The organism is Helicobacter pylori, from assembly GCF_002832345.1.
Classification (GTDB): Bacteria; Campylobacterota; Campylobacteria; order Campylobacterales; family Helicobacteraceae; genus Helicobacter; species Helicobacter pylori_CP.
Window position 1 is genome coordinate 55,257 of the sequence record NZ_PHLZ01000001.1, and the last position, 21,662, is coordinate 76,918.

Consider the following 21,662-nt stretch of genomic DNA (forward strand, 5'->3'; position numbering starts at 1 on the left):
TCCTAACTTTCTATTTGTAAAGGTTTTTTAAGCGTGAAACGATTTTGCATAGCGTTAAAATCATGGCTTTCTATAAAAAATTTTAAGGCGTTTTTGGCATGTTCAAACGCAGCGTTTTTTAAAGGCTCTTCGTTTTTGTGGAATTTTGAAAGCACATGCTCAATCACGCCAATTCCTTTAGAAATCCCCACTCTCAAGCGGTAATAAGAATTTGAACACAATAAATCAATGGACTTTAAGCCATTATGCCCCCCATTCCCCCCACCCTTTTTAAACCTCACAACGCCTAAAGGTAGATCCAAGTCGTCATGGACAATTAAAAGCTCTTCAGTTTTGTAAAAATTTTTAGCGCTTAAAACGCTCTCGCCGCTTAAATTCATGTAAGTTTGGGGCTTGAGTAAGATAAAATCCTTATAAACGCACAAATAAGCGTTGTGTTTGGGAGAAAAAGTGAAAGAAAGATTCAATTCGCTAACGAGCGAATCTAAAATATCAAAACCAGCGTTGTGTCTGGTGTGGGCGTAACGCAAAGTAGGGTTGCCTAAACCTACTAAAAGCGTCATAGCCTAAAATCACTTCGCTTTAATCACACCGATCACAGCGATAGAATCATGATCTAAAATCTTAACATTTTCGTGTTTTTCTAAATCGCGCACCAAAATAGACTCATTCACGTCTAAAGGGGCTACATCCACTAAATAGTGATCGGGCAAATGCTCTGGAGCGCATTCCACGCTGATACGCTTTTTAGAGAGCATTAAAATCCCTTTATTTTTCAAGCCCACTGGAGTGCCTTGGTGTTTAACGGGGACTTTAAACTTAGACTTCACGCCTTTAGTAACAGCGAGTAAATCCACATGGATAAGCTCGTTAGTAACAGGGTTTTTTTGGTATTCTTGAACCACGACTTCAAAAGTCTTATCCCCTAATTTCACCGGAAAAATCAAATACTTTTTTTCCTTAAGGTATTTAATGAAAGGGTTTAATTTGAACGCGCCATTCACGTTTTCAACACCCTTTCCATAAACGTTTGCGATTAGATAGCCATCTTTTTTTAAAGCTTTAGCGTTAGCTTTAGTAATACTCTCTCTAATAACGCCTTCTAACATGTCAATCCTTTAAAATAAAATAAGGGCTTATTCTATCCAAAAAACCCTTAAAAATCAAAAACTGCTTAAAAGCTTTTCAAAGGATTGTTTGAACGCTATCAAGCCTTCTTTAAGGAGTTTTTGGGCGGTGTTTTCTAAATCAATGTTGTGTGCTTTTAATTCTTTTTTAAACGCTTCAATTTCTGCACTTTTTAAAGGGGTTTGATACTCAGTGTTTGGGTCAAGCAAATAAGCGTTTAAAGCCTCTAATGGGGCCGTATTGATAGAGTTCTTAAAACACAGCGCTTTAATGTAGTAATCTTTAGCTAAAGAGTTAGACTTAACGCCTGTGGATGCAAAAAGGGTGCTTGTGAATTTGTTGGCATGCTCATTGATTTGGTAATAGCACTCGGTAGCGTTGATAATCCCGCTTTGAGCTTGCAAGTTTTGCGCCACTAATGGGTCTATTTCTTTGTCAAATCGTGAGACAAACACGCTAATGACCGCTCTTTTTCGCGCTTCTTTGGCTAAAATTTGAGCGATTCCACCGGCGATTTTAGGCGAAAAGACTAAAGTTACATTAACGGGAATAGAGGCTTTAGTTAAAGCGCTAATGACTTCAAGACCGCTCTCGCTCGCCGGGACTTTAATCATCACATTAGGGCGGTTTAATGTTTTGAATAACCGCTTGGCTTCATCAATGCTTTTAATGGCATCATCTTCTAAAAAAGGGTCAATTTCTAGGCTAATGTAGCCGTTGTTAGGGTCTTTTTCATATAAAGGCATTAACGCACTAGAGGCTTGTAAAATATCCTTTAACGCCAGAGTTTCATAAATTTCTTTAGCTTTTTTGCCTTTGAGTTTAGCGATTTCATCTTTATAAAATGCGCTTTTTATGATCGCTTCGCAAAACAAACTAGGGTTACTCGTCGCCCCGCAAATAGCCCCCTTATTGATGAGCTTTAAAAAGTCGTTTTCTAAAAAATCCCTTTCTATAAAATCGCACCACAAACTGAATTCTTGCATGTTTTATCCTTGTTTTAAATGTTGGTAATAGCTTTTAACGACCTCTTGGTCGCTAAAAAAAATCGTTTTGTCTTTAAAGATTTGAGTGTTTTCATCGCCCTTGCCTAAAATCAACAATACCTCATCGTCTTTTAAATTTTCTAAAGCGTTTAAAATGGCTTTTTTTCGGTCTTTTTCTATAATCACTTTAGAAGAATCGCTGATGCCTTTTAAAATATCCTTAATAATGTCTTCTTCGTTTTCGCTTCTAGGATTGTCTGAAGTTAAGATGATTTGATGTGCATAACAACTCGCTACCTCTCCCATTTTAGGGCGCTTGGTTTTATCCCTATCGCCCCCTGCTCCAAAAAGAGCGGTGATTTTTTGGTTTTTAAAGCTTTCAAAGACTTGTTGCATGCCGTCTGTTGTGTGGGCAAAATCCACAACTACTAAAGGTTTAGAATGCACAATTTCCAAACGCCCCTTCACCCCATAAAAGTTTTCTAATAACGGCGCAATCGCTTCTAAAGGTAATTGAGTGAGTAATTTAACCCCCAAAACGCCCGCTAAGATATTATAAAGGTTGTAACGCCCTAAAAGGGGGGAATGGATGAGAGCGATTTCTTTGAGATTGGGATCTCTTAAATCTTGTTGGTAGCATAAAGACGCGCTAATAAAGGGGTTGAGCGAAAAGGCTTGAACGTTTAAATGCACTTTTTTATCCAGCGCGTAAGTGTGCGCGTTAATGGGGTTAAAAAGGGCGTTTGCTTCATCTCTGTTGATGACTTTCAAGCCCTCATCTTTAAAAAAGCTGTTTTTAGCGTCTCTGTAATTTTCTAGGCTTTTGTGGAAATCTAAATGATCGCTTGTGATATTAGTTAAGATTTTAAGAGCAAAATCAAGCCCAGCGATGCGCTTTTGGACAATCGCATGGGAGCTCACTTCCATAATAAAGTATTCACACCCCAAACGAATCGCTTCTTCTAAATCGCTATAAAGCTCTAAAAGAGTGGGCGTGGTCAAGCCCTTTTCTTTGATTTGTTTGTCGTTGATAAAAAACCCTCTTGTGCCTAAAAGGGCGGTTTTTTTATTCAAATCTAAGAGCAAGGAATACATCAAGCTCGCTGTGGTCGTTTTACCATTAGTGCCTGTAATCCCTACAATTTTAATCTTAAAATCAAAGTAGTTTTTAAGCTCGTTAAAATTTAAAATAGCCAGGTTTTTTTCTGCAATTAAAGGAGAGTATTTTTCATTTAAAGGCGTTTTGACAAAAAGAATTTCTTCAGGGTTTTCTAAAACTTCATGCGTGTTATCGCTTAAAAAAGAATAGGCGCGGTTGCGATAAGTTAGGGTTTTTTTGAGTTTCATTCTTTAAGCCTTATTGGATTTGAGAGCGTCTTCTAAAAGAGAACGCAAAAATTTATCGTAAATAAAAGAATCTTCATGCATGTTTTCAATGTAATTTATCGCTAATTCATAATAGCCATAATGGTTCAATTCTTTCAAAAATTCATAAAAATCCTCTTTATTGTCAAAAATCACCCTAGAGCTGAACATCAAATCCTCAAACGCTTCCTTAAAACCGCGCTCCAAGCTCAAGCGTTTGAAATCCGCGTACAAAATGCCGTTCAACTCCTCGCCTTTTTGAGAAATTTGCGCATCAATCTTTTCAGTCATTTGGTTTAGCCCTTCATCAAAAGAAGCGATCAAATTGATGATTTGCTCTTCAGCCTGGTTTTTTAAACTCCGTTTTTGCATAGCGATCAAGCTTTGATACAATTCATAAAAGCTATGGGCTTCTTTAGGGAAATCCTTAGCGATGTCGCTTAATAACGCCCCCACTTTGGCTTTTTGGTTGTCTTTATCCAAAAACAAAACTTCAGAAAAAAGGCGTAACGCTTCAGCGTAATGGGCTTGCTTGAACGCTAAAAAGCCATCTTTAATCAATGCGCGCTTTTTAAATTCATAATCAAACTTTTGCATGCCTATAATCCTTAAAGCTTATCAAACTCCTTGGCGTTTTCTAAGCACACCACTTCTAAATTGGGGTGAATGTCCATTTTAAGCTGCCTTTCAATGACATTTTTTAAAGTGATTTTACTGCTAGAGCAAGTCTTACACGCTCCCTCTAAAGCCACATAAATTTTCATGCTTTTCACCCCTAGCACTTCAATATTGCCGCCATCTTTGAGCAAGTAAGGGCGGATCTTTTCTATCACAATACGCACCGGTTTTTGTAAATCTTCATCGCTAAATTCTATCATTTTTAAAAACCTTATTTTTAAAATTTTACTTTAAGATACCATATAATGAGCCATTTTTATCAAACAACGCTTTTTAAGAGTGGCTCAAGGGCTAATTGGATAGAATAGAGCCACTATTAGAATAAGGTTTTGATGACGGTATGGAAATTAAAAACATCAAAGAGTTTGAAAAAGCTTCCAAAAAACTCCAAAAAGACACTTTAAAGATCGCTCTCGCTCTTTTGTTTCTCATCGGTGCCGCTTTGCTCGCTCTCATTTTTGGGCAGGCTAATTCTAAGGGATTGTTGCTCATTTTTGCGGCTGTGATTGGGGGGTATATGGCGATGAATATTGGCGCGAATGATGTGTCCAATAATGTCGGCCCTGCCGTAGGCTCTAAAGCCATTAGCATGGGTGGGGCGATTTTGATCGCTGCGATTTGTGAAATGCTTGGAGCGATCATTGCTGGGGGGGAAGTGGTTTCTACGATTAAGGGTCGTATCGTTTCGCCTGAATTTATTAATGATGCGCATGTTTTCATTAATGTCATGTTGGCTAGCTTACTCAGTGGGGCGTTGTGGTTGCATGTGGCGACTTTAATTGGCGCTCCTGTTTCCACTTCACACTCTGTAGTGGGGGGGATTATGGGGGCTGGAATGGCAGCAGCTGGAATGGCGGCTGTCAATTGGCATTTCTTATCAGGCATTGTGGCCAGTTGGGTAATCTCGCCTTTAATGGGGGCTTTGATAGCCATGTTTTTTTTAATGCTCATTAAAAAGACTATCGCTTATAAAGAAGATAAAAAGAGCGCGGCTTTAAAGGTCGTGCCTTATTTGGTAGCGTTGATGAGCTTAACATTCAGTTGGTATTTGATGGTTAAGGTTTTAAAACGACTCTATGCGGTGGGTTTTGAAATCCAACTGGCTTGCGGTTGTATCCTTGCACTTTTAATCTTTATCCTTTTTAAAAGATTTGTGTTAAAAAAAGCCCCGCAATTAGAAAATAGCCATGAAAGCATTAATGAGCTTTTTAATGTCCCTTTGATTTTTGCTGCTGCGCTTTTAAGCTTTGCGCATGGGGCTAATGATGTGGCTAACGCTATAGGCCCTTTAGCGGCTATCAGTCAAACTTTAGAAGATGCAAATAGCCCTATGGGGAATACTTTAAGCTCTGTGCCGTTGTGGATTATGGTAGTGGGGGCAGCTGGGATCGCTTTAGGCTTGAGTTTGTATGGGCCAAAGCTCATTAAAACGGTGGGGTCTGAAATCACAGAATTAGACAAAATGCAAGCCTTTTGCATCGCGCTTTCTGCGGTCATCACCGTGCTTTTGGCCTCTCAATTAGGCTTGCCGGTAAGCTCTACGCATATTGTGGTGGGCGCGGTGTTTGGGGTGGGCTTTTTAAGGGAGCGCTTAAGAGAGCAATCCAGAAGGCGTTTTGCTAGGATCAGAGACAACATTGTAGCAGCACACTTTGGGGAAGATTTAGAAGAAATTGAGGGCTTTTTAGAGCGCTTTGATAAAGCCAATTTGAAAGAAAAATCGCTCATGCTAGAGAGCTTGAAAAAAAGCAAGAACACCGCCATCGCTTTGGAATTGAAAAAGAAAGAAAAAAAGTCGCTTAAAAAAGTGTATAAAGAGGAAGTGATCAAACGCTCCATTTTAAAAAAGATTGTTACCGCTTGGTTGGTAACCGTGCCGGTTTCTGCGCTTTTAGGCGCGCTTCTTTTTGTGGCTCTTGGTTTTATAGAAAAGTATTTCTAGGGTTTTTGAAGGCTTGATTTTTAAAGTTAGGCTTAATCTTTTATGTTAAAATTCTAAGATTTTATATATTTTATATTTATCGTTAGGTTTTAGGTTTAAATCATGGGGAGGAATCAAGGAGCTTATTTGGATCCGTCTGAATCAATTTTGATGTTGATGGTTGCTTTTTTATTGGTGCTGTTGAACGCTTTTTTTGTGCTTTCAGAGTTTGCCCTTGTGAAAGTGCGTAAAACCCGCTTAGAAGAGCTGGTTAAAATCGGTAATTCCAACGCCAAACTCGCTTTAAAGATGAGTCAAAGACTAGACACTTATTTGAGCGCAACGCAGTTAGGCATCACCCTTTCTTCATTAGCTTTAGGCTGGGTGGGTGAGCCCGCTATCGCAAAATTGTTAGCCGCGCTATTTGAGTCTATGGATTTGAGAGAAAACCCTATTTTTATCCATTCAATGAGCGTGGTTATAGCGTTTTTAAGCATCACTTTTTTGCATGTCGTGTTGGGCGAGATTGTGCCTAAATCTTTAGCGATCGCTAAATCTGAAAAAGCCGCTCTTTTTGCCGCGCGCCCTTTGCATGTGTTTTGGGTCGTGTTTTACCCGGTGGTGCGCTTGTTTGATGTGATCGCTCATTTCTTTTTAAAAAAAGTGGGCATCAATCCTAAAGAGCATGACGGCACGCATTCTGAAGAAGAGTTAAAAATCATTGTGGGCGAGAGTTTAAGAGAGGGCATTATTGATTCAGTAGAGGGCGAAATCATTAAAAACGCGGTGGATTTTTCTGATACGAGCGCTAAAGAAATCATGACCCCACGAAAAGACATGGTGTGTTTGGACGAAGAAAACAGCTATGAAGAAAATATAGACATTGTTTTAAAAAGCCGCTTCACGCGCTACCCTTATTGTAAGGGTTCTAAGGATAACATTATCGGCATGGTGCATATTAGGGACTTGCTTTCTCGCTCTATTTTTACCCCCAAAATGCATGATTTCAAGCAAATCGTTAGGAAAATGATCATCGTCCCTGAGAGCGCTTCCATTTCTCAAATCCTTATTAAAATGAAAAAAGAGCAAATCCATACCGCTTTGGTGATTGATGAATACGGTGGCACAGCCGGGTTGCTCACTATGGAAGACATTATTGAAGAGATCATGGGCGAGATTAGCGACGAATACGACTTAAAACAAGAGGGCGTGAACAAGCTTGAAGAGGGCGTGTTTGAATTAGAGGGCATGCTGGATTTAGAGAGCGTAGAAGAAGTGCTTCACATTGAATTTGACAAAGAATGCGAGCAGGTAACGCTTGGGGGCTATGTTTTTAGCTTGTTAGAGCGCATGCCTATGGAGGGGGATACAATCGTTTCGCATGGGTATTCTTTTGAAGTCTTAAGCGTGGATGGAGCCAGGATAAAACGCTTGAAAGCGGTTAAACAAGATCAGGGAGAAAATGAAGCATGAAAAAAACAACCCTCTTTGTATTGGGCTTATTATTCAATAGCTCTTTAAGCGCTGTTGATGAGACTTCTAAAACCGAGCCTTCTTCTTTGAATTTGGCTGAAGATAGCCTACCTTTGAACCACCCTAACGCCCAAAAGCTCTCTTTAAAAAACGCATGGGCTAGGGTATTGTCTAATCATGAAGGCTTGCATGCGCAAGAATACGCCATTAAAAGAGCGAGTAAAATGAAATTAGCGGCTAAGCTTTCTTTTTTGCCTCAAATTGATTTGAGTGCTTTTTATGTGTATCTCTCTAACCCTATTAAAATGGATTTTGCCAGCCAAAAACAACCGGGCGTGCAAAAAGCCACCAACCAGATCCATCAAGGCTTGCAAAACATCCAACAAAATATCCCCCCTCAAGTATTAACCCCTCAAATCCAAGCGGGCATGCAAGGGGTGATGCAAGGTTTTGGGGCTTTGAGCAGCACTTTAGAAGCCCCCTTATTGTTTTCTAAGCAAAATGTGGTGATTGGGGCTTTGAGCATTATTTACCCCCTTTATATGGGTGGGGCAAGATTCACGATGGTGCGCATTGCGGATTTGATGCAAAAAGACGCTAATGAAGTGTATCGCTTGAAAAAGCTTTCCACTTTTCAAGAACTTGTGAGCGTGTATTATGGCATGGTGTTAAACGCAGAAGTGGCTGAAACTTTAGAAGAAGTGGAAAAAGGCCATTATAAGCATTTCCAAAACGCTTTGAAAATGCAAAAAGTGGGGCAAATCGCTAGGGTAGAAACCTTAGGCGCTCAAGTGGCTTATGATAAGGCCCATATCGCTAGCGTTAAGGCTAAAGACGTGTTAGAAGTTTCGCAGCTCTCGTTCAATTCCATTTTGTCTAGCAAAGACGATCTAGCGCCTTCAAGCAAATTAGAGATCCACACCGAGAAAAATCTGCCCGATTTGAGCTTTTTTGTTGCTTCCACGCTCAATTCCTACCCGGCTTTAAAGACTTTAGAAAATCAGGTTCAAATTTCTAAAGAAAACACCAAACTACAGATCGCTAAATTCTTGCCCCAAGTGAGTTTTTTTGGCTCTTATATCATGAAACAAAACAATTCGGTGTTTGAAGACATGATCCCTAGTTGGTTTGTGGGCGTGGCCGGGCGCATGCCCATACTCTCCCCCACAGGGCGTTTCCAAAAATACCAAGCGAGCAAATTAGCCGAGTTGCAAGCTAGTAGCGAACAAATCCAGGCTAAAAAAAACATGGAATTGTTGGTGAATAAGACTTATAAAGAGACGCTTTCTTATTTGAAAGAATACAAAAGCTTGCTTTCTAGCGTGGAATTAGCCAAGGAAAATCTAAAACTCCAAGAGCAGGCTTTTTTACAAGGCTTAAGCACGAACGCCCAAGTCATTGATGCGAGGAACACGCTTTCTTCTATCATCGTGGAGCAAAAAAGCGTGGCTTATAAATACATTGTTTCATTAGCGAATTTAATGGCGTTAAGCGATCATATTGATTTATTTTATGAATTTGTTTATTAAAGGAAAAAATCATGTCAAATAGCATGTTGGATAAAAATAAAGCGATTCTTACAGGGGGTGGGGCTTTATTGTTAGGGCTAATCGTGCTTTTTTATTTAGCTTATCGCCCTAAGGCTGAAGTGTTGCAAGGGTTTTTGGAAGCCAGAGAATACAGCGTGAGTTCCAAAGTCCCTGGGCGCATTGAAAAGGTGTTTGTTAAAAAAGGCGATCACATTAAAAAAGGCGATTTGGTTTTTAGCATTTCTAGCCCTGAATTAGAAGCCAAGCTCGCTCAAGCTGAAGCCGGGCATAAAGCCGCTAAAGCGCTTAGCGATGAAGTCAAAAGAGGCTCAAGAGATGAAACGATTAATTCTGCAAGAGACGTTTGGCAAGCGGCAAAATCCCAAGCGACTCTAGCCAAAGAGACTTATAAGCGCGTTCAGGATTTGTATGATAACGGCGTGGCGAGCTTGCAAAAGCGCGATGAAGCCTATGCGGCTTATGAAAGCACCAAATACAACGAGAGCGCGGCTTACCAAAAGTATAAAATGGCTTTAGGGGGGGCGAGCTCTGAAAGCAAGATTGCCGCTAAGGCTAAAGAGAGCGCGGCTTTAGGGCAAGTGAATGAAGTGGAGTCTTATTTAAAAGATGTCAAAGCGACAGCCCCAATTGATGGGGAAGTGAGTAATGTGCTTTTAAGCGGTGGCGAGCTTAGCCCTAAGGGTTTTCCTGTGGTGCTCATGATTGATTTAAAGGATAGTTGGTTAAAAATCAGCGTTCCTGAAAAGTATTTGAACGAGTTTAAAGTGGGTAAGGAATTTGAAGGCTATATCCCAGCGTTGAAAAGAAGCGCGAAATTCAGGGTCAAATATTTGAGCGTGATGGGGGATTTTGCGACTTGGAAAGCGACGAATAATTCCAACACTTACGACATGAAAAGCTATGAAGTGGAGGCCATACCCTTAGAAGAGTTGGAAAATTTTAGGGTAGGGATGAGCGTGTTAGTTACCATTAAACCTTAGAAAGGATTGTTTTGTTCCGATTGATAAGCGCATGGGTTTTACAAGACAAGTTCTTGTTTGTCGTGTGTTTTATATTGCCTTTTTGTTTAGGGGTTTTAGGCACGCAAATCTTTAAACAAGAAATCCCAAGACAGCTCCCTATTGTGGTGGTGGATTTGGATAAAACCACGACAAGCCATCAGGTAGCGTTTGAATTAGGTGCAACGAGCGCGCTTCAAATCAAACACCAAGTGGCTAGCCTTTTAGAAGCCAAACGCTTTTTAAACTCCGCTGAAGCGTATGGGGCGTTAGTTTTGCCTAGAGATTTAGAGAAAAAAATCAAAATGGGGCGAAAGGTGGATTTGCCCTTTTATTATAACGCTGAGTATGTTTTAGTGGGCAAAACGCTCAAAAACGCCTTCTTACAAACCGCTTTAACTTTAGACGCTAAAACCTTAGCCACCAAAGCTTTAGTGCGAGATTCCAATTTGATTTTGGCTAAAGCCCAAGCAATGCCTATTGTTTTGCAATTGCATGCCCTATACAATGAAGAAAACAATTACACGCAATACCTTTTAAGCGTGATGCTGCCTTGCATGTGGCTCATTTTCATTGCGATTGGCATGCTCAATTTCATTCAAAAAACCTCTAACATGCGCGAGCTTTTAATCAGTATTTTAGCGAATGTGTGCGTGTTTAGTTTTTGGGGGATGGGCATGGCGTTTTATTTTAATTTCATTGGCATGCAGGGGCATTATGCACACTTATCATTAATCTTTTTGGCGGTAGTTTTAATGGCGCTCGTTATGAGCGGGTTTGTGGTGTTGGTTTATGGTATTTCAAAAAGCGTTATTGAAACTGCGGGCGCGATTGGGGTCTATACCGCTCCAAGCTTTGCGTTTGCTGGGGTTACTTACCCGCAAAACAACATGGAAATTTTTGGGGATTTTTGGAGCCATTGCTTGCCTATTAGCCATTTTATGAAGTTCTTTTTACAAGAGGCCTATTATAAGACGGATTTTACAGAATCTTTAAATTCTTTAATGCCGCTTGTGTTCTTTTTGATTTTTTTAGCTTTAGGGCTTTTGATTTTTTATTTTTCTTTTAAAAGAGATAGGGCTAGCGCATGAATTTTTTTAAAATCCTTTTAATGGAATTAAGGGCTATTGTTTCTCATAAGGGCGTTTTGTTAATCCTTATAGGCGCTCCTTTAATCTATGGCTTGCTTTATCCCTTGCCTTATTTAAAAGACATCGTAATGCAGCAAAAAATCGCCCTTGTAGATGAAGACAATTCCTTTCTTTCCAGGCAATTAGCCTTCATGGCGCAAAGCTCCAACGAGTTAGAAATCGCTTTTTTTAGCCCCTCTATGCTGGAAGCTAAAAAGCTTTTAAAAGAAGAAAAAATTTATGGGATCTTGCATATCCCTTCGCATTTTGAAGCCAATATCCATAAACAAGTGCCTGTAACGATAGATTTTTATGCGAATTCCAATTACTTTTTGATTTATGGCGCCTTAGCGAATGCGGTGGTGGAGAGCATCAACGCTTTAAACGATGAAATAAGGTTCAAACGCAACGCCCAAATAGAAGAAGCTGAATTAGGGACAGACGGGATTAAAATCAGACCTATTGCCTTGTATAACCCTAGTGAGGGGTATTTGAATTACGCGCTCTCTAGCGTGTTTATTTTCATTTTGCACCAAGTGATGCTCATTGCAAGCAGCATGTTTACTAGCTCCAGGCGTTTGGAATTGGCCCTTTTAGATAAAAAGCAAATCGCTTTAAGGCTGTGCACAAGACTCTTGGTGTTTATGGCAGCGTTTAGCGTTTTTATTTTATGGTATTTTGGGGCGCTGTTTTCTTTTTATGGGATCGAACGGCATGGGAGCGCTTTAATGGTGTTTTTGAATAGCTTGATTTTCATGCTTGCGACCTTGAGTTTGGGGTCGTTTTTAGGCGCATGGATCAAAAATGAAGCCCACACCACTCAAATCGTTTTAATCTCTTCTTTGCCCTTGATTTTTATGATGGGTTTTGTGTGGCCTTTTGAATCCTTGCCCTCTTATCTACAGGTTTTTGTTCAAATAGTGCCAGCTTATCATGGGATCAGTTTATTAGGGCGATTGAATCAAATGCATGCGGAATTTGTAGATGTTTCTATCCATTTTTATGTGCTTATTGCGATTTTTATCGTGAGTTTTATAGGGTGCGTGTTCAAACTCAGCTCTTTAAAGAAAGCTTGTGAAAACGCTTAAAAACCTCATCACTTCCAAGCACCAGATTAAAGCGTCTCGCTTTTTAGGGTATCTTATGCCTTTTGATGATTTTGAAAAAACCCTTTTACAATTGAAAAAAGAGCATTTTAAAGCCGCGCATTTTGTAACGGCGTTCCGCTATTCTTTAGAGGGCAAAATCACGGAGGGTTTTAGCGATGATGGCGAGCCTAAAGGGAGTTCAGGGATGCCTGTGCTTAGCGTTTTAAGGCGAAAAGATTTAATCAATATAGGATTAGTGAGCGTGCGTTATTTTGGAGGCACGCTTTTAGGGGTGGGGGGCTTGATGAAAGCTTATGCTACTAGCACGTTATTGTGCGTAGAAAACGCTCAAAAAGAGGACGCTTTGAAGGATTTTGTGGAGTTAGAAACTTTAAGCGTTCATTATTCTTACAAAGAATTAGACGCTCTTCAGCGTGAAATTAAGAAATTTAGCTTACAATTAAGCAAAAAGAATTTTTCAAACCAAAGCGTGGAAGTGGAAATCAGCGGCGAAAGAGAAAATTTGCAAGCGTTTTTACAGCAAAATAAGATAAATTAGGGAGAATGATGGAATTTTTGAGCGGGTATTTTTTATGGGTTAAGGCTTTCCATGTGATAGCGGTCATTTCGTGGATGGCAGCGTTATTTTATTTGCCGCGCCTTTTTGTCTATCATGCAGAAAACGCGCATAAAAAAGAGTTTATAGGCGTGGTTAAAATCCAAGAAAAAAAGCTCTATTCCTTTATCGCTTCACCGGCTATGGGTTTCACGCTGATTACAGGGATTTTAATGTTGTTGATAGAGCCTACACTCTTTAAAAGTGGAGGGTGGTTGCATGCTAAGTTGGCTTTAGTAATCTTACTTTTAGCCTATCATTTTTATTGCAAAAAATGCATGCGCGAGCTGGAAAAAGACCCTACAAGAAGAAACGCAAGGTTTTATCGTGTGTTTAATGAAATACCCACGATTTTAATGATCCTCATTGTGATCTTAGTGGTTGTCAAGCCTTTTTAAAGATAAATCATGAAGAAAGAAAATCGCCTCAAGCAAGAAAAAATCATCAACATGTTTGATGATATAGCCAGCTCTTACGATCAAGCCAACCGTTTGATGAGTTTTGGCTTAGACGTTAAATGGCGCCAAAGGGCTTGCGAGCATGCGTTTTTGTTTTTGGAAAATAAGAAAGCGTTAAGGCTTGTGGATGTGGCATGCGGGACGGGGGATATGCTTGTGGCTTGGCAAAAAAGTGCTCTCAATTGCGGTATAGAGTTTAAGGAATGTTTGGGGATTGACCCCTCTAATAACATGCTTGAATTAGCCATTAAAAAATGTGAAGAGCTTGAAAACAAAGCTTCTTTCATCCAAGCTCAAGCCAAAGATTTAAAGGGCGTTGAAAATAACAGCGTGGATATTCTCTCCATTGCGTATGGCTTGCGTAATATCGTGGAAAGACAAGAGGCCTTAAAAGAGTTTTTTAGGGTGTTAAAGCCTGGGGGCGTTTTAGTGATTTTAGAATTTTTAAAAAAAGACAACTCCACATGGCTGGATAAAATCTCAGGGTTTTACACGAATAAGGTTTTGCCTTTAGTGGGAGGGGCTATCAGTAAGAATTATGGCGCTTATTCTTATTTACCGCAATCCATTGAAGAGTTTTTGAGTTTAGAGGGTTTGAAGCATGAATTAAAAAACGCAGGGTTTGAGATTGTAAGGACTGAAGATTCTATCGCTCAAATTTCAACGACCATGCTTGTTAGAAAAAGCTAAAGGAATGCCATGCAAGATGAATTATTTGAAACCGAAAAAGCCCCCCAAAAAAACACTAAAAACGCTAAAAACGCTAAAAACGCTAAAAACGCCCCTAAAAAAAGCTTTGAAGAGCATGTTCATTCCTTAGAGCAAGCCATAGATCGCTTGAATGATTCTAATTTGTCTTTAAAAGAAGGGATGGATTTGTATAAAACGGCCATGCAAGAGTTGTTTTTGGCTCAAAAGCTTTTAGAAAACGCTTATTTAGAGCATGAAAAACTCCAAACGCCAGACCAAAAGGCTTAAAGCATGCGGGTGTTTGCTTTACAGCTGGAGTCTTTTAAAGAAACCCTCATGCAATCCTTATTCAACTCCATACCTAAGCAAAGCGTGGTGGTGTTGCCTGAATACGTGATCAACCCCTTTTTCCACCATAACATGGGATTGGATGTGAGTGAAATCAGCGCGCAGTCTGCGCGAGCGATGGAGTTTTTATCGCAAAAATGCGAAGAACTAGACTTAATTATCTCAGCTCCGGTGCTTTTAGAAGAACGTTCTAAAATCTATAAAAAAATCGCTCTCATTTCTAAAGAAAGCGTGAAGTATTACACGCAACAACGCCTAATTCCCTATCCACACTGGGACGAAGAGAGCTTTTTTGACAATGAAAAAAGCGCCTTTAAAGAATTATTAGTCTTTGAAAGAGACGGCTTAAAAATCGCCCCTTTGTTTGGCTTTGAAGCGCATTTTGATGAAATATGGGTTCAGGCTAAAAATCAGGGCGTGGATGTGGTGCTTTTGAGCAGCGTGGCCACTTTTGAATCCAATGAAAGGTGGCGGCTTTTGTGCCAGATGCGCGCTTTTTGCGCTTCTTGCGTGGTGGTAAGGGCTAATAGAATCGGAGCGTATCGCCAAATCATTGTAGAAGAAGATCAAAAAAACGAATTTTTGTGGAAATTTTATGGGGATAGTTTTGTGGCCTTGCCTAATGGCACCATTGAGGATTCTTTAGAGGGTAAAATGGGGGCTTTGAACGCTCAAATAGATAAAAACGATATAGATGAATGGGCTAAATTGTGGCATTTTAGAACGATTAAAGAGGGTTGAATGATTGATAGAAAATTTTTATTGCAAGATTTTGACAAGGTGGCTCTTTCTTTAAAAAAGCGTAACCATGCGATGGATGATGAGTTAGAGCGTTTGCGCGAAGTCATCACGCATTATAAAAAGCAGCTCATTGAATTAGAAGGCTTGCAAGCCTTTCAAAACAAGGTTTCTAAAGAATTTGGTATCAAAATGGCTCAAAAAGTGGATGCAAGCGATCTCAAAAAAGAGCTAGAAAACAATAAAATCAAACTGAATGAGCTTTCCAAAAGCGCGAGCGAATTGGAGCAACAAATTGATTTGAAGCTTTCCATAATCCCCAATCTAGTGGATGAAAAAACCCCTTTAGGCACGAATGAAGAAGACAACATAGAAATTAAAAAAATCTTAACCCCAAGGGTTTTTAATTTCAAACCCAAAGAGCATTTTGAACTCGCTCAACAAAATGGCTGGATTGATTTTGAAAGCGGCGTGAAACTCGCCAAAAGCCGTTTTTCTGTCATTAGGGGTTTTGGGGCGAAAATTTATCGCGCGCTCATTCATTTGATGTTGGATTTTAATGAAAAAAATGGCTTTGAAATCATCTACACGCCGGCGTTAGTGAATGAAAAAATGCTTTTTGGGACCGGGCAATTACCCAAATTCAAAGAAGATGTTTTCAAAATAGAAAATGAAAATTTGTATCTGATCCCCACCGCTGAAGTAACGCTCACTAATCTCTACAACGACACGATCATTAGCGTTGAAAACCTCCCCATTAAAATGACCGCGCACACGCCTTGTTTTAGGAGCGAAGCAGGGAGCGCGGGCAAGGACACAAGGGGGATGATAAGACAGCACCAATTTGATAAAGTAGAATTAGTGGCTATCACGCACCCTAAAGAAAGCGATGCGATGCAAGAGTGCATGCTAGAGAGCGCGAGCGGGATTTTAAAGGCTTTGGAATTGCCGCACCGGTTCGTGCAATTGTGCAGTGGGGATCTAGGCTTTAGCGCGAGCAACACGATAGATATTGAAGTGTGGCTGCCCGGGCAAAATTGCTACCGAGAAATCAGCTCGGTGTCTAACACGAGGGATTTTCAAGCCAGGCGAGCCAAAATCCGCTTCAAAGAGAATCAAAAAAACCAATTAGCGCACACCTTAAACGGCTCTTCTTTAGCGGTAGGCAGGACGATGGTCGCTTTAATGGAAAACCACCAGCAAGCGGATGGGAGCATTCACATTCCTAAGGCGTTAGAAAAATACCTTTAAGGCTAGCTTGTGCTGAATGAAGAGCAAAATTCATTAGAAGAAAAAGGGGGCGAAAACAAAAACGAAAAAGAAACCCCTTTAAAGGGCATTCATTCTAAAATCCCCTCTTTGAAGCAGGCTTTAGAGCAGACGATTAATAAAATCAAAAGCTCTAAAGAGTTTTTTAAACCATTCTTACACAATAAAAAAAAGCTTTATATCGCACTTGGAGCATTGCTTTTACTCATCGCGCTCATTGTGGCTTTGAGTTTGTTGCTAGGGCATAAAAAAGAAAGCCAACCCGCTTCTTTACAAACTAATGCCGCTACCACCAATAACGAAACGCCCAATAACACCAACAACGCTAACAGCACAGAAGCCGAGGGGCAAATAGAGAATTTAGACTTACCCGATTTAATCGGCAAAGACTCCCTCAAACGAAGCGATGAGAATCAAGTGGATGCGATGATGAAAAAAGCGAGCCTTTTGTATGAGCAAGGGCAGAAAGATGAAGCCTTACACCTATTTGACAAAGCCGCTTCTTTTTCGCAAGGGATTGCGAGCCATAATTTAGGGGTGATTAAGTTTAAGGAAAAGGACTTTAATGGGGCGTTGGATTTGTTTGATTCTAGCATCGCTTCTAAAGAAAATGCGAGCGTGAGCGCGATTGATGCGTTAGTGAGCGCTTATCATTTGCAAGACGCGGATTTGTATTATCATTATCTAAAAATTGCGAGAGACACTTTGTATAAAGACTATAAAAAGTCTTTTTATTCCTACGCTTACGCGCTCAAATCCTATTACGCCGGGGAGTATTTTGAAGCCCTTTCGCCCTTAATGCACCCTAATTCCAACGCTTTTTTAAAGCCTAACGCGCGCTTAGCGTCTAAATTGTTTTTGATGTTTAAAGATGAAACGAACGCTTATAAGCAATTACAAAAAAGCGCGAACGCCCAAGATGAGCTCGCTTTAGGGCTTTTGCAGGCGCGTTTGGGCCATTACAAGCAGGCTTTGGAGCATTTGCAGCATTATTTGCACAACTACCCTAAAGATTTAAACGCTTTGATGGCTTTGGAATTGGTGAGTTTGAAAAAAGGCGACACCCTTAAAGCGAGCGAAGCCTTAAAATTAGCCAGCCACACCAAAGAAGACACGCTATTAGCCAACTCTTTTTACCCCATCAAGCCCACGATAAACCCTGTTTTTTTGGATAAAGAAAGAGCCAAAGAGCGTTTTTGGAACACGCAATATTTTGAAGGCAAAAGGGATTTTATCTACCGCTTGCTCTTTTATTACGCTCCTTTTAAGGTTTTAGACTCTAAAGAAACCTTAGGCGTGATTGAAGAGGGGCTGTTTCTTTTAGACTCTGATGCACAAAAGGATTTAGAGGGGGCAAGCCTTGCTTTTAAAAGGGGGCGTTTGATGGCGATAGCGGATAAAAACGCGCTCAAAGGGTTGAAAGCGTTAGAAAACAAGCGCTTAAAAAAAGCCCTTTCTTTTTTTGATTTGTCTTTAAAAAACAGCCCCAATAACGCGCTCCTCCATTATAATACGGGCTTGATTTATGCACAATTGGAAAATTACCACAAAGCTTATTTCCATTTTTTAAGGGCTTTTCATTTGAACTCTGCGGATTATTTGAGTGCGGTTTTTGCGATTTTAGCTTCGCATTTCACCCACGAAGACACCACGGAGTTTTTAAGAGAAATCACCGAGAATTTTTATAGTCAGGATTTTTCTAGCCCCACGCAAAAAGCTTTACTCTCTTCGCTCATCGCTTATTTGAATTACCGCACCAATTGGGATATGGACTGGCTTAAAAACGCCCCTAAAAAGCTCCCTTTTTATTACGCGCTAGAAGCGGCGTTCGCTAAAGAGAGCAAGGATAAAAAATTGATGGTGCAATCTTTTGGGAATTTAAAAAAAATGCTCCCTAAAGACCTCATCTCTAATATTTTTTATGAAATCGTCTCGTATTATGATGCGAGCATCCGGCACACTTTAAGCATTTACACCCTTTTAGATTCGCGTAAAATCAGTTGGGATCAAACCATGCAAGGGCCCATTTTAGGGCGTCATTTCTACACTTACATGGGATTTATGGTCAATGATTTGGATCATCAAGAAAGATTATTAGAGCAAAAAATCGCCAGTTTAGAAGAAGGCGAAGCCCCTAACGATTGGTTGGAAAATTTAGCGTTAGTGAGTTTGTTTCAAGGCCAGTATGAAAAAGCGGGCGCGTTGTATCAAAATTTAATTAGCGGGCTTAAGGATAATGAAGTGCGCTTAAAAATCCTAGCGGGTTTAACTTATATCGCACAGAATAATTACAATAACGCCGCTTTATGGCTAGAGCTTGGGAAATTAGACGATCCGAATAATGAAAATATCCGTTACGCTTTGGGGTTGTTGTATCAAAGAAAAGGGGACTTGAAATCAGCGTTAAACCATTTTTTAGCCATTAAAACCTCTGATTTTTCTTCGCCCTATTTTGATTTTGAAATTGATACCAACCTTTTAAAAGAGCGTTTAAACCAAGAAGAAAAGGGCGAGTTTTTAGAATGATGGATTTTGAAAAAAGCATTTTAGGCAATTTGAACGGAGCGCAAAGAATCGCTGCAAGCCACATTCAAGGGCCATTGCTCATTTTAGCGGGAGCTGGGAGCGGTAAGACTAAGACTTTAACGAGCCGTTTGGCGTATTTGATTGGCGCTTGTGGCGTGCCTAGCGAGAACACTTTAACGCTCACTTTCACCAATAAAGCGAGTAAAGAAATGCAAGAAAGGGCTTTGAAATTATTAAAAAACCAAGCCCTTATTCCCCCCTTGCTTTGCACTTTCCATCGTTTTGGTTTGCTGTTTTTAAGGCAACACATGAGCCTTTTAAAAAGAGCGTGCGATTTTTCGGTGCTAGATAGCGATGAAGTGAAAACGCTGTGCAAACAGCTCAAAATTTCAAGCTTTAGAGCCAGTATTTCTCAAATCAAAAACGGCATGATGGATTTAAGTGCGCAAGATAGCGAATGCTATAAAGCGTATGAGCTTTATCAAAACGCGCTCAAAAAAGACAATTTAGTGGATTTTGACGATTTGCTTTTTTTAAGTCTTAAGGTTTTACAAGATAATGAAAAACTCGCCAAAGAGACTAGCGAGCGCTACCATTATATTATGGTAGATGAGTATCAAGACACGAACGCCTTGCAATTAGAATTTTTAAAACAATTGAGTTGCGCGCATCATAATTTGTGCGTGGTGGGCGATGACGATCAGAGCATTTATGGTTTTAGGGGGGCGGATATTTCTAATATTTTAAATTTTTCTAAGCATTTTAAAGGGGCTAAAATAGTGAAATTAGAGACCAACTACCGCTCCAGCGCTGAAATTTTAGCGTGCGCTAATTCTTTGATTAGCCATAACCAACACCGCCATATTAAAACGCTTCAAAGTTTCAAAGGCTCGCATAAAAGCGTGGTCTGTAAGGAATATTTGACACAAAAAGAAGAGAGCCTGGATGTGGCTTATCAAATCAAAGCCCTTTTAAAGAAGGGCGAGAATTTAGAAAATATCGCTATTTTGTACCGCTTAAACGGGCTTAGCCGCAGCATTGAAGAGAGCTTGAACGCTTTGAATATCCCCTATAGGCTTATTGGGGCGGTGAGTTTCTATGAAAGAGCCGAGATTAAAGACGCTTTGGCGTTCATGCATGTAGTGGCGAAAAAAGACGATCGCTTTTTTATCAAGCGCGTTTTAAACAAGCCCCCAAGAGGCCTTGGCAAGATCACTCAAGAATGGATTTTTTCTCTTTTAGATGAAGAGGATTTGAATTTAGAAGAAGCGCTAAAACTTGGGGCGTTTAAAGACAAACTAAACCCTAAAAACGAATACGCTTTAAAGAAATTCATGACTATGATAGGGCGTTTGAGGGAGGCTTTTGAAATTTCAGTAGAGAAGTTTTGCGCTCAGTTTTTAGAAGAAACCAACCTTTTAAAAAGCTATGAAAAAGAAGACAATTACGAAGAAAGAGAGGGCTTTGTTAAAGAGCTTTTAACCTTGCTAAAAGAGCATTTTAAAACTAACCCCACGCATTCTTTACTGGATTTTTTGAATGAAAGCGTGTTAGATGTCCATAATACAGAAAACGCGCCAAAAGTGAGCTGCATGAGCGTGCATATGAGTAAGGGCTTGGAGTTTAAGCATGTGTTTGTGATCGGGTTAGAAGAAGGGTTTTTCCCGCATAGGGGGTTCAATCAAGAAAGCGATTTGGAAGAAGAAAGGCGCTTGGCTTACGTAGCGATCACTAGGGCTAAAGAAGAATTGCAACTTTCTTATGTGAAAGAGCGTTCGTATTTTGGGAGGAAAATTTCTTGCTCGCCCTCTGTGTTTTTAGAAGAAGCCAAGTTGCTCCAACAAGACAACCCCCCTAAACAAGATTTCAAAAAAGACGCACCCATTAAAGTGGGGGATTTGATCAGGCATAAGATTTTTGGCACTGGGAGGGTTTTAGGCGTAGAAAAAGGCTTGAGCGGTTTGTGCTTGAAAATCAATTGCGGAGGGAATGTCTATGATAAAATCTCAGAAAAATTTGTAGAAAAAGTGGATAACGAGTTTTGAAAATTTTAACCCTTTTTTTTATCTGTTTAAACGCGCTCTTCGCCCTGGATTTAAACGCGCTTAAAACAGAGATTAAAGAAACTTACCTCAAAGAATACAAAGACTTAAAATTAGAAATTGAAACCATTAATTTAGAAATCCCGGAGCGTTTTTCTCACGCTTCCATTTTAAGCTATGAATTGAACGCTTCTAACAAGCTTAAAAAAGATGGGGTCGTGTTTTTAAGATTGGAAAATGAGCCTAATTTACGCCTACCGGTGCGTTATAGCGTGATAGGCAGCATGCAAGCTTTTAAAAGCATAGAGGCGATTAAAAAAGATGAGAACATCACCGCTAACAACACTAAAAAAGAGCGCGTTTTGTTTGGCGCGCTTTCTAACCCCTTATTAGAGGGTGCGATTGATAGAGTGAGCGCGAAACATTTTATCCCCCCTAACACGCTTTTAAGCATGGATAAAACCCAAGCTTTAATCATCGTGCGTAAAAACGACATCATCACCGGGGTGTATGAAGAGGGGCAAATCAACATAGAAATAAGCCTAAAAGCCCTAGAAAATGGTGCGCTTAATCAAATCATTCAAGCGAAAAATTTAGAAAGCAATAAAATCTTAAAAGCAAAAGTGTTGAGCAGCTCTAAAGCGCAAATCTTATAAAG

The 21,662-nt window shown here is 40.0% G+C and carries 21 protein-coding genes; 15 read left to right on the plus strand and 6 right to left on the minus strand.

All coding sequences use genetic code 11. The features are described 5' to 3' along the window. Window positions 1–2: 2 nt before the first annotated feature. From pth to CXY28_RS00290, 6 genes are read right to left on the minus strand one after another with little or no spacing between them, the layout of a single operon-like run. A complete protein-coding gene (pth, locus tag CXY28_RS00265; RefSeq protein ID WP_100971494.1) occupies window positions 3–563 on the minus strand; it encodes an aminoacyl-tRNA hydrolase in 561 nt (186 codons plus the stop codon). A gap of 9 nt (window positions 564–572) precedes the next feature. Then, entirely contained in the window at window positions 573–1,109 is a 537-nt protein-coding gene (locus CXY28_RS00270; RefSeq protein ID WP_100979108.1) for a 50S ribosomal protein L25/general stress protein Ctc, read from the minus strand. Window positions 1,110–1,163: 54 nt separating this feature from the next. Then, window positions 1,164–2,114, minus strand: a complete 951-nt coding sequence (tal, locus tag CXY28_RS00275) for a transaldolase (protein ID WP_015643616.1) — start codon at window positions 2,112–2,114, stop codon at window positions 1,164–1,166. A gap of 3 nt (window positions 2,115–2,117) precedes the next feature. After that, window positions 2,118–3,461 carry a UDP-N-acetylmuramoyl-L-alanyl-D-glutamate--2,6-diaminopimelate ligase gene (locus CXY28_RS00280; RefSeq protein WP_100979109.1) on the minus strand — a complete coding sequence of 448 codons (1,344 nt, stop codon included), beginning with the start codon at window positions 3,459–3,461 and terminating at the stop codon, window positions 2,118–2,120. Window positions 3,462–3,464: 3 nt separating this feature from the next. After that, a complete protein-coding gene (locus CXY28_RS00285) occupies window positions 3,465–4,076 on the minus strand; it encodes a hypothetical protein (protein WP_001168590.1) in 612 nt (203 codons plus the stop codon). Window positions 4,077–4,087: 11 nt separating this feature from the next. Further along, window positions 4,088–4,357 (minus strand): NifU family protein, encoded by a 270-nt coding sequence (locus tag CXY28_RS00290; protein WP_000569296.1) that lies wholly within the window; start codon window positions 4,355–4,357, stop codon window positions 4,088–4,090. A gap of 140 nt (window positions 4,358–4,497) precedes the next feature. On the opposite strand from CXY28_RS00290, the gene CXY28_RS00295 reads away from it, so the two are divergent. The 15 genes from CXY28_RS00295 to flgA all read left to right on the plus strand — a co-directional run bounded on the left by CXY28_RS00295 (window position 4,498) and on the right by flgA (window position 21,660). Beyond that, window positions 4,498–6,099: an inorganic phosphate transporter gene (locus CXY28_RS00295; RefSeq protein WP_050826135.1), complete on the plus strand. Its 1,602-nt coding sequence runs from the start codon at window positions 4,498–4,500 to the stop codon at window positions 6,097–6,099. A 102-nt stretch (window positions 6,100–6,201) separates the two neighbouring features. Next, the gene (locus CXY28_RS00300) at window positions 6,202–7,551 is read left to right on the plus strand and encodes a hemolysin family protein (RefSeq protein WP_000533323.1); all 1,350 of its coding nucleotides are present in this window, start codon (window positions 6,202–6,204) and stop codon (window positions 7,549–7,551) included. After that, the gene (locus CXY28_RS00305) at window positions 7,548–9,080 is read left to right on the plus strand and encodes a TolC family protein (RefSeq protein WP_100979110.1); all 1,533 of its coding nucleotides are present in this window, start codon (window positions 7,548–7,550) and stop codon (window positions 9,078–9,080) included. Before CXY28_RS00300 ends, CXY28_RS00305 begins: the two co-directional genes overlap by 4 nt. An 11-nt stretch (window positions 9,081–9,091) precedes the next feature. Continuing rightward, window positions 9,092–10,081, plus strand: coding sequence for an HlyD family secretion protein (locus CXY28_RS00310; RefSeq protein ID WP_000071823.1), 990 nt, complete (start codon window positions 9,092–9,094; stop codon window positions 10,079–10,081). 11 nt (window positions 10,082–10,092) lie between these two features. Next, complete coding sequence (locus CXY28_RS00315; protein ID WP_100979111.1) at window positions 10,093–11,190, plus strand: ABC transporter permease; 1,098 nt, start codon at window positions 10,093–10,095, stop codon at window positions 11,188–11,190. Beyond that, window positions 11,187–12,317, plus strand: a complete 1,131-nt coding sequence (locus CXY28_RS00320) for an ABC transporter permease (RefSeq protein WP_100979112.1) — start codon at window positions 11,187–11,189, stop codon at window positions 12,315–12,317. The genes CXY28_RS00315 and CXY28_RS00320 overlap by 4 nt, the downstream gene beginning before the upstream one ends. After that, window positions 12,304–12,876: a YigZ family protein gene (locus CXY28_RS00325; protein ID WP_100971506.1), complete on the plus strand. Its 573-nt coding sequence runs from the start codon at window positions 12,304–12,306 to the stop codon at window positions 12,874–12,876. The genes CXY28_RS00320 and CXY28_RS00325 overlap by 14 nt, the downstream gene beginning before the upstream one ends. Window positions 12,877–12,884: 8 nt before the next feature. Beyond that, window positions 12,885–13,331 (plus strand): protoporphyrinogen oxidase HemJ, encoded by a 447-nt coding sequence (gene hemJ, locus CXY28_RS00330; RefSeq protein WP_000395091.1) that lies wholly within the window; start codon window positions 12,885–12,887, stop codon window positions 13,329–13,331. A 9-nt stretch (window positions 13,332–13,340) separates the two neighbouring features. After that, window positions 13,341–14,081 carry a bifunctional demethylmenaquinone methyltransferase/2-methoxy-6-polyprenyl-1,4-benzoquinol methylase UbiE gene (gene ubiE / locus CXY28_RS00335; protein ID WP_100979113.1) on the plus strand — a complete coding sequence of 247 codons (741 nt, stop codon included), beginning with the start codon at window positions 13,341–13,343 and terminating at the stop codon, window positions 14,079–14,081. Between the two features lie 9 nt (window positions 14,082–14,090). After that, window positions 14,091–14,369, plus strand: coding sequence for an exodeoxyribonuclease VII small subunit (locus CXY28_RS00340; RefSeq protein ID WP_100979114.1), 279 nt, complete (start codon window positions 14,091–14,093; stop codon window positions 14,367–14,369). Between the two features lie 3 nt (window positions 14,370–14,372). Continuing rightward, the gene (locus tag CXY28_RS00345; protein ID WP_100979115.1) at window positions 14,373–15,170 is read left to right on the plus strand and encodes a carbon-nitrogen hydrolase family protein; all 798 of its coding nucleotides are present in this window, start codon (window positions 14,373–14,375) and stop codon (window positions 15,168–15,170) included. Next, window positions 15,171–16,418, plus strand: coding sequence for a serine--tRNA ligase (serS, locus tag CXY28_RS00350; protein ID WP_100979116.1), 1,248 nt, complete (start codon window positions 15,171–15,173; stop codon window positions 16,416–16,418). A gap of 9 nt (window positions 16,419–16,427) precedes the next feature. Next, window positions 16,428–18,962 carry a tetratricopeptide repeat protein gene (locus CXY28_RS00355; RefSeq protein ID WP_100973968.1) on the plus strand — a complete coding sequence of 845 codons (2,535 nt, stop codon included), beginning with the start codon at window positions 16,428–16,430 and terminating at the stop codon, window positions 18,960–18,962. Next, on the plus strand, window positions 18,962–21,007 hold the full coding sequence (gene uvrD / locus CXY28_RS00360; protein WP_198542578.1) for a DNA helicase UvrD: 2,046 nt from the start codon (window positions 18,962–18,964) through the stop codon (window positions 21,005–21,007). Before CXY28_RS00355 ends, uvrD begins: the two co-directional genes overlap by 1 nt. Then, window positions 21,004–21,660, plus strand: a complete 657-nt coding sequence (gene flgA, locus CXY28_RS00365; RefSeq protein WP_100979118.1) for a flagellar basal body P-ring formation chaperone FlgA — start codon at window positions 21,004–21,006, stop codon at window positions 21,658–21,660. Before uvrD ends, flgA begins: the two co-directional genes overlap by 4 nt. Window positions 21,661–21,662: the final 2 nt, after the last annotated feature.

Excerpts from the sequence above, each read along its gene's own strand:
- CXY28_RS00300 (WP_000533323.1), top strand. The coding sequence starts at position 6,202 with ATGGGGAGGAATCAAGGAGCTTATTTGGATCCGTCTGAATCAATTTTG.
- hemJ (WP_000395091.1), top strand. The coding sequence starts at position 12,885 with ATGGAATTTTTGAGCGGGTATTTTTTATGGGTTAAGGCTTTCCATGTG.
- CXY28_RS00345 (WP_100979115.1), top strand. The coding sequence starts at position 14,373 with ATGCGGGTGTTTGCTTTACAGCTGGAGTCTTTTAAAGAAACCCTCATG.
- CXY28_RS00320 (WP_100979112.1), top strand. The coding sequence starts at position 11,187 with ATGAATTTTTTTAAAATCCTTTTAATGGAATTAAGGGCTATTGTTTCT.
- uvrD (WP_198542578.1), top strand. The coding sequence starts at position 18,962 with ATGGATTTTGAAAAAAGCATTTTAGGCAATTTGAACGGAGCGCAAAGA.
- CXY28_RS00310 (WP_000071823.1), top strand. The coding sequence starts at position 9,092 with ATGTCAAATAGCATGTTGGATAAAAATAAAGCGATTCTTACAGGGGGT.
- CXY28_RS00270 (WP_100979108.1), bottom strand. The coding sequence starts at position 1,109 with ATGTTAGAAGGCGTTATTAGAGAGAGTATTACTAAAGCTAACGCTAAA.
- CXY28_RS00305 (WP_100979110.1), top strand. The coding sequence starts at position 7,548 with ATGAAAAAAACAACCCTCTTTGTATTGGGCTTATTATTCAATAGCTCT.
- serS (WP_100979116.1), top strand. The coding sequence starts at position 15,171 with ATGATTGATAGAAAATTTTTATTGCAAGATTTTGACAAGGTGGCTCTT.
- CXY28_RS00340 (WP_100979114.1), top strand. The coding sequence starts at position 14,091 with ATGCAAGATGAATTATTTGAAACCGAAAAAGCCCCCCAAAAAAACACT.
- ubiE (WP_100979113.1), top strand. The coding sequence starts at position 13,341 with ATGAAGAAAGAAAATCGCCTCAAGCAAGAAAAAATCATCAACATGTTT.
- CXY28_RS00280 (WP_100979109.1), bottom strand. The coding sequence starts at position 3,461 with ATGAAACTCAAAAAAACCCTAACTTATCGCAACCGCGCCTATTCTTTT.
- CXY28_RS00290 (WP_000569296.1), bottom strand. The coding sequence starts at position 4,357 with ATGATAGAATTTAGCGATGAAGATTTACAAAAACCGGTGCGTATTGTG.
- tal (WP_015643616.1), bottom strand. The coding sequence starts at position 2,114 with ATGCAAGAATTCAGTTTGTGGTGCGATTTTATAGAAAGGGATTTTTTA.
- CXY28_RS00285 (WP_001168590.1), bottom strand. The coding sequence starts at position 4,076 with ATGCAAAAGTTTGATTATGAATTTAAAAAGCGCGCATTGATTAAAGAT.
- pth (WP_100971494.1), bottom strand. The coding sequence starts at position 563 with ATGACGCTTTTAGTAGGTTTAGGCAACCCTACTTTGCGTTACGCCCAC.
- CXY28_RS00295 (WP_050826135.1), top strand. The coding sequence starts at position 4,498 with ATGGAAATTAAAAACATCAAAGAGTTTGAAAAAGCTTCCAAAAAACTC.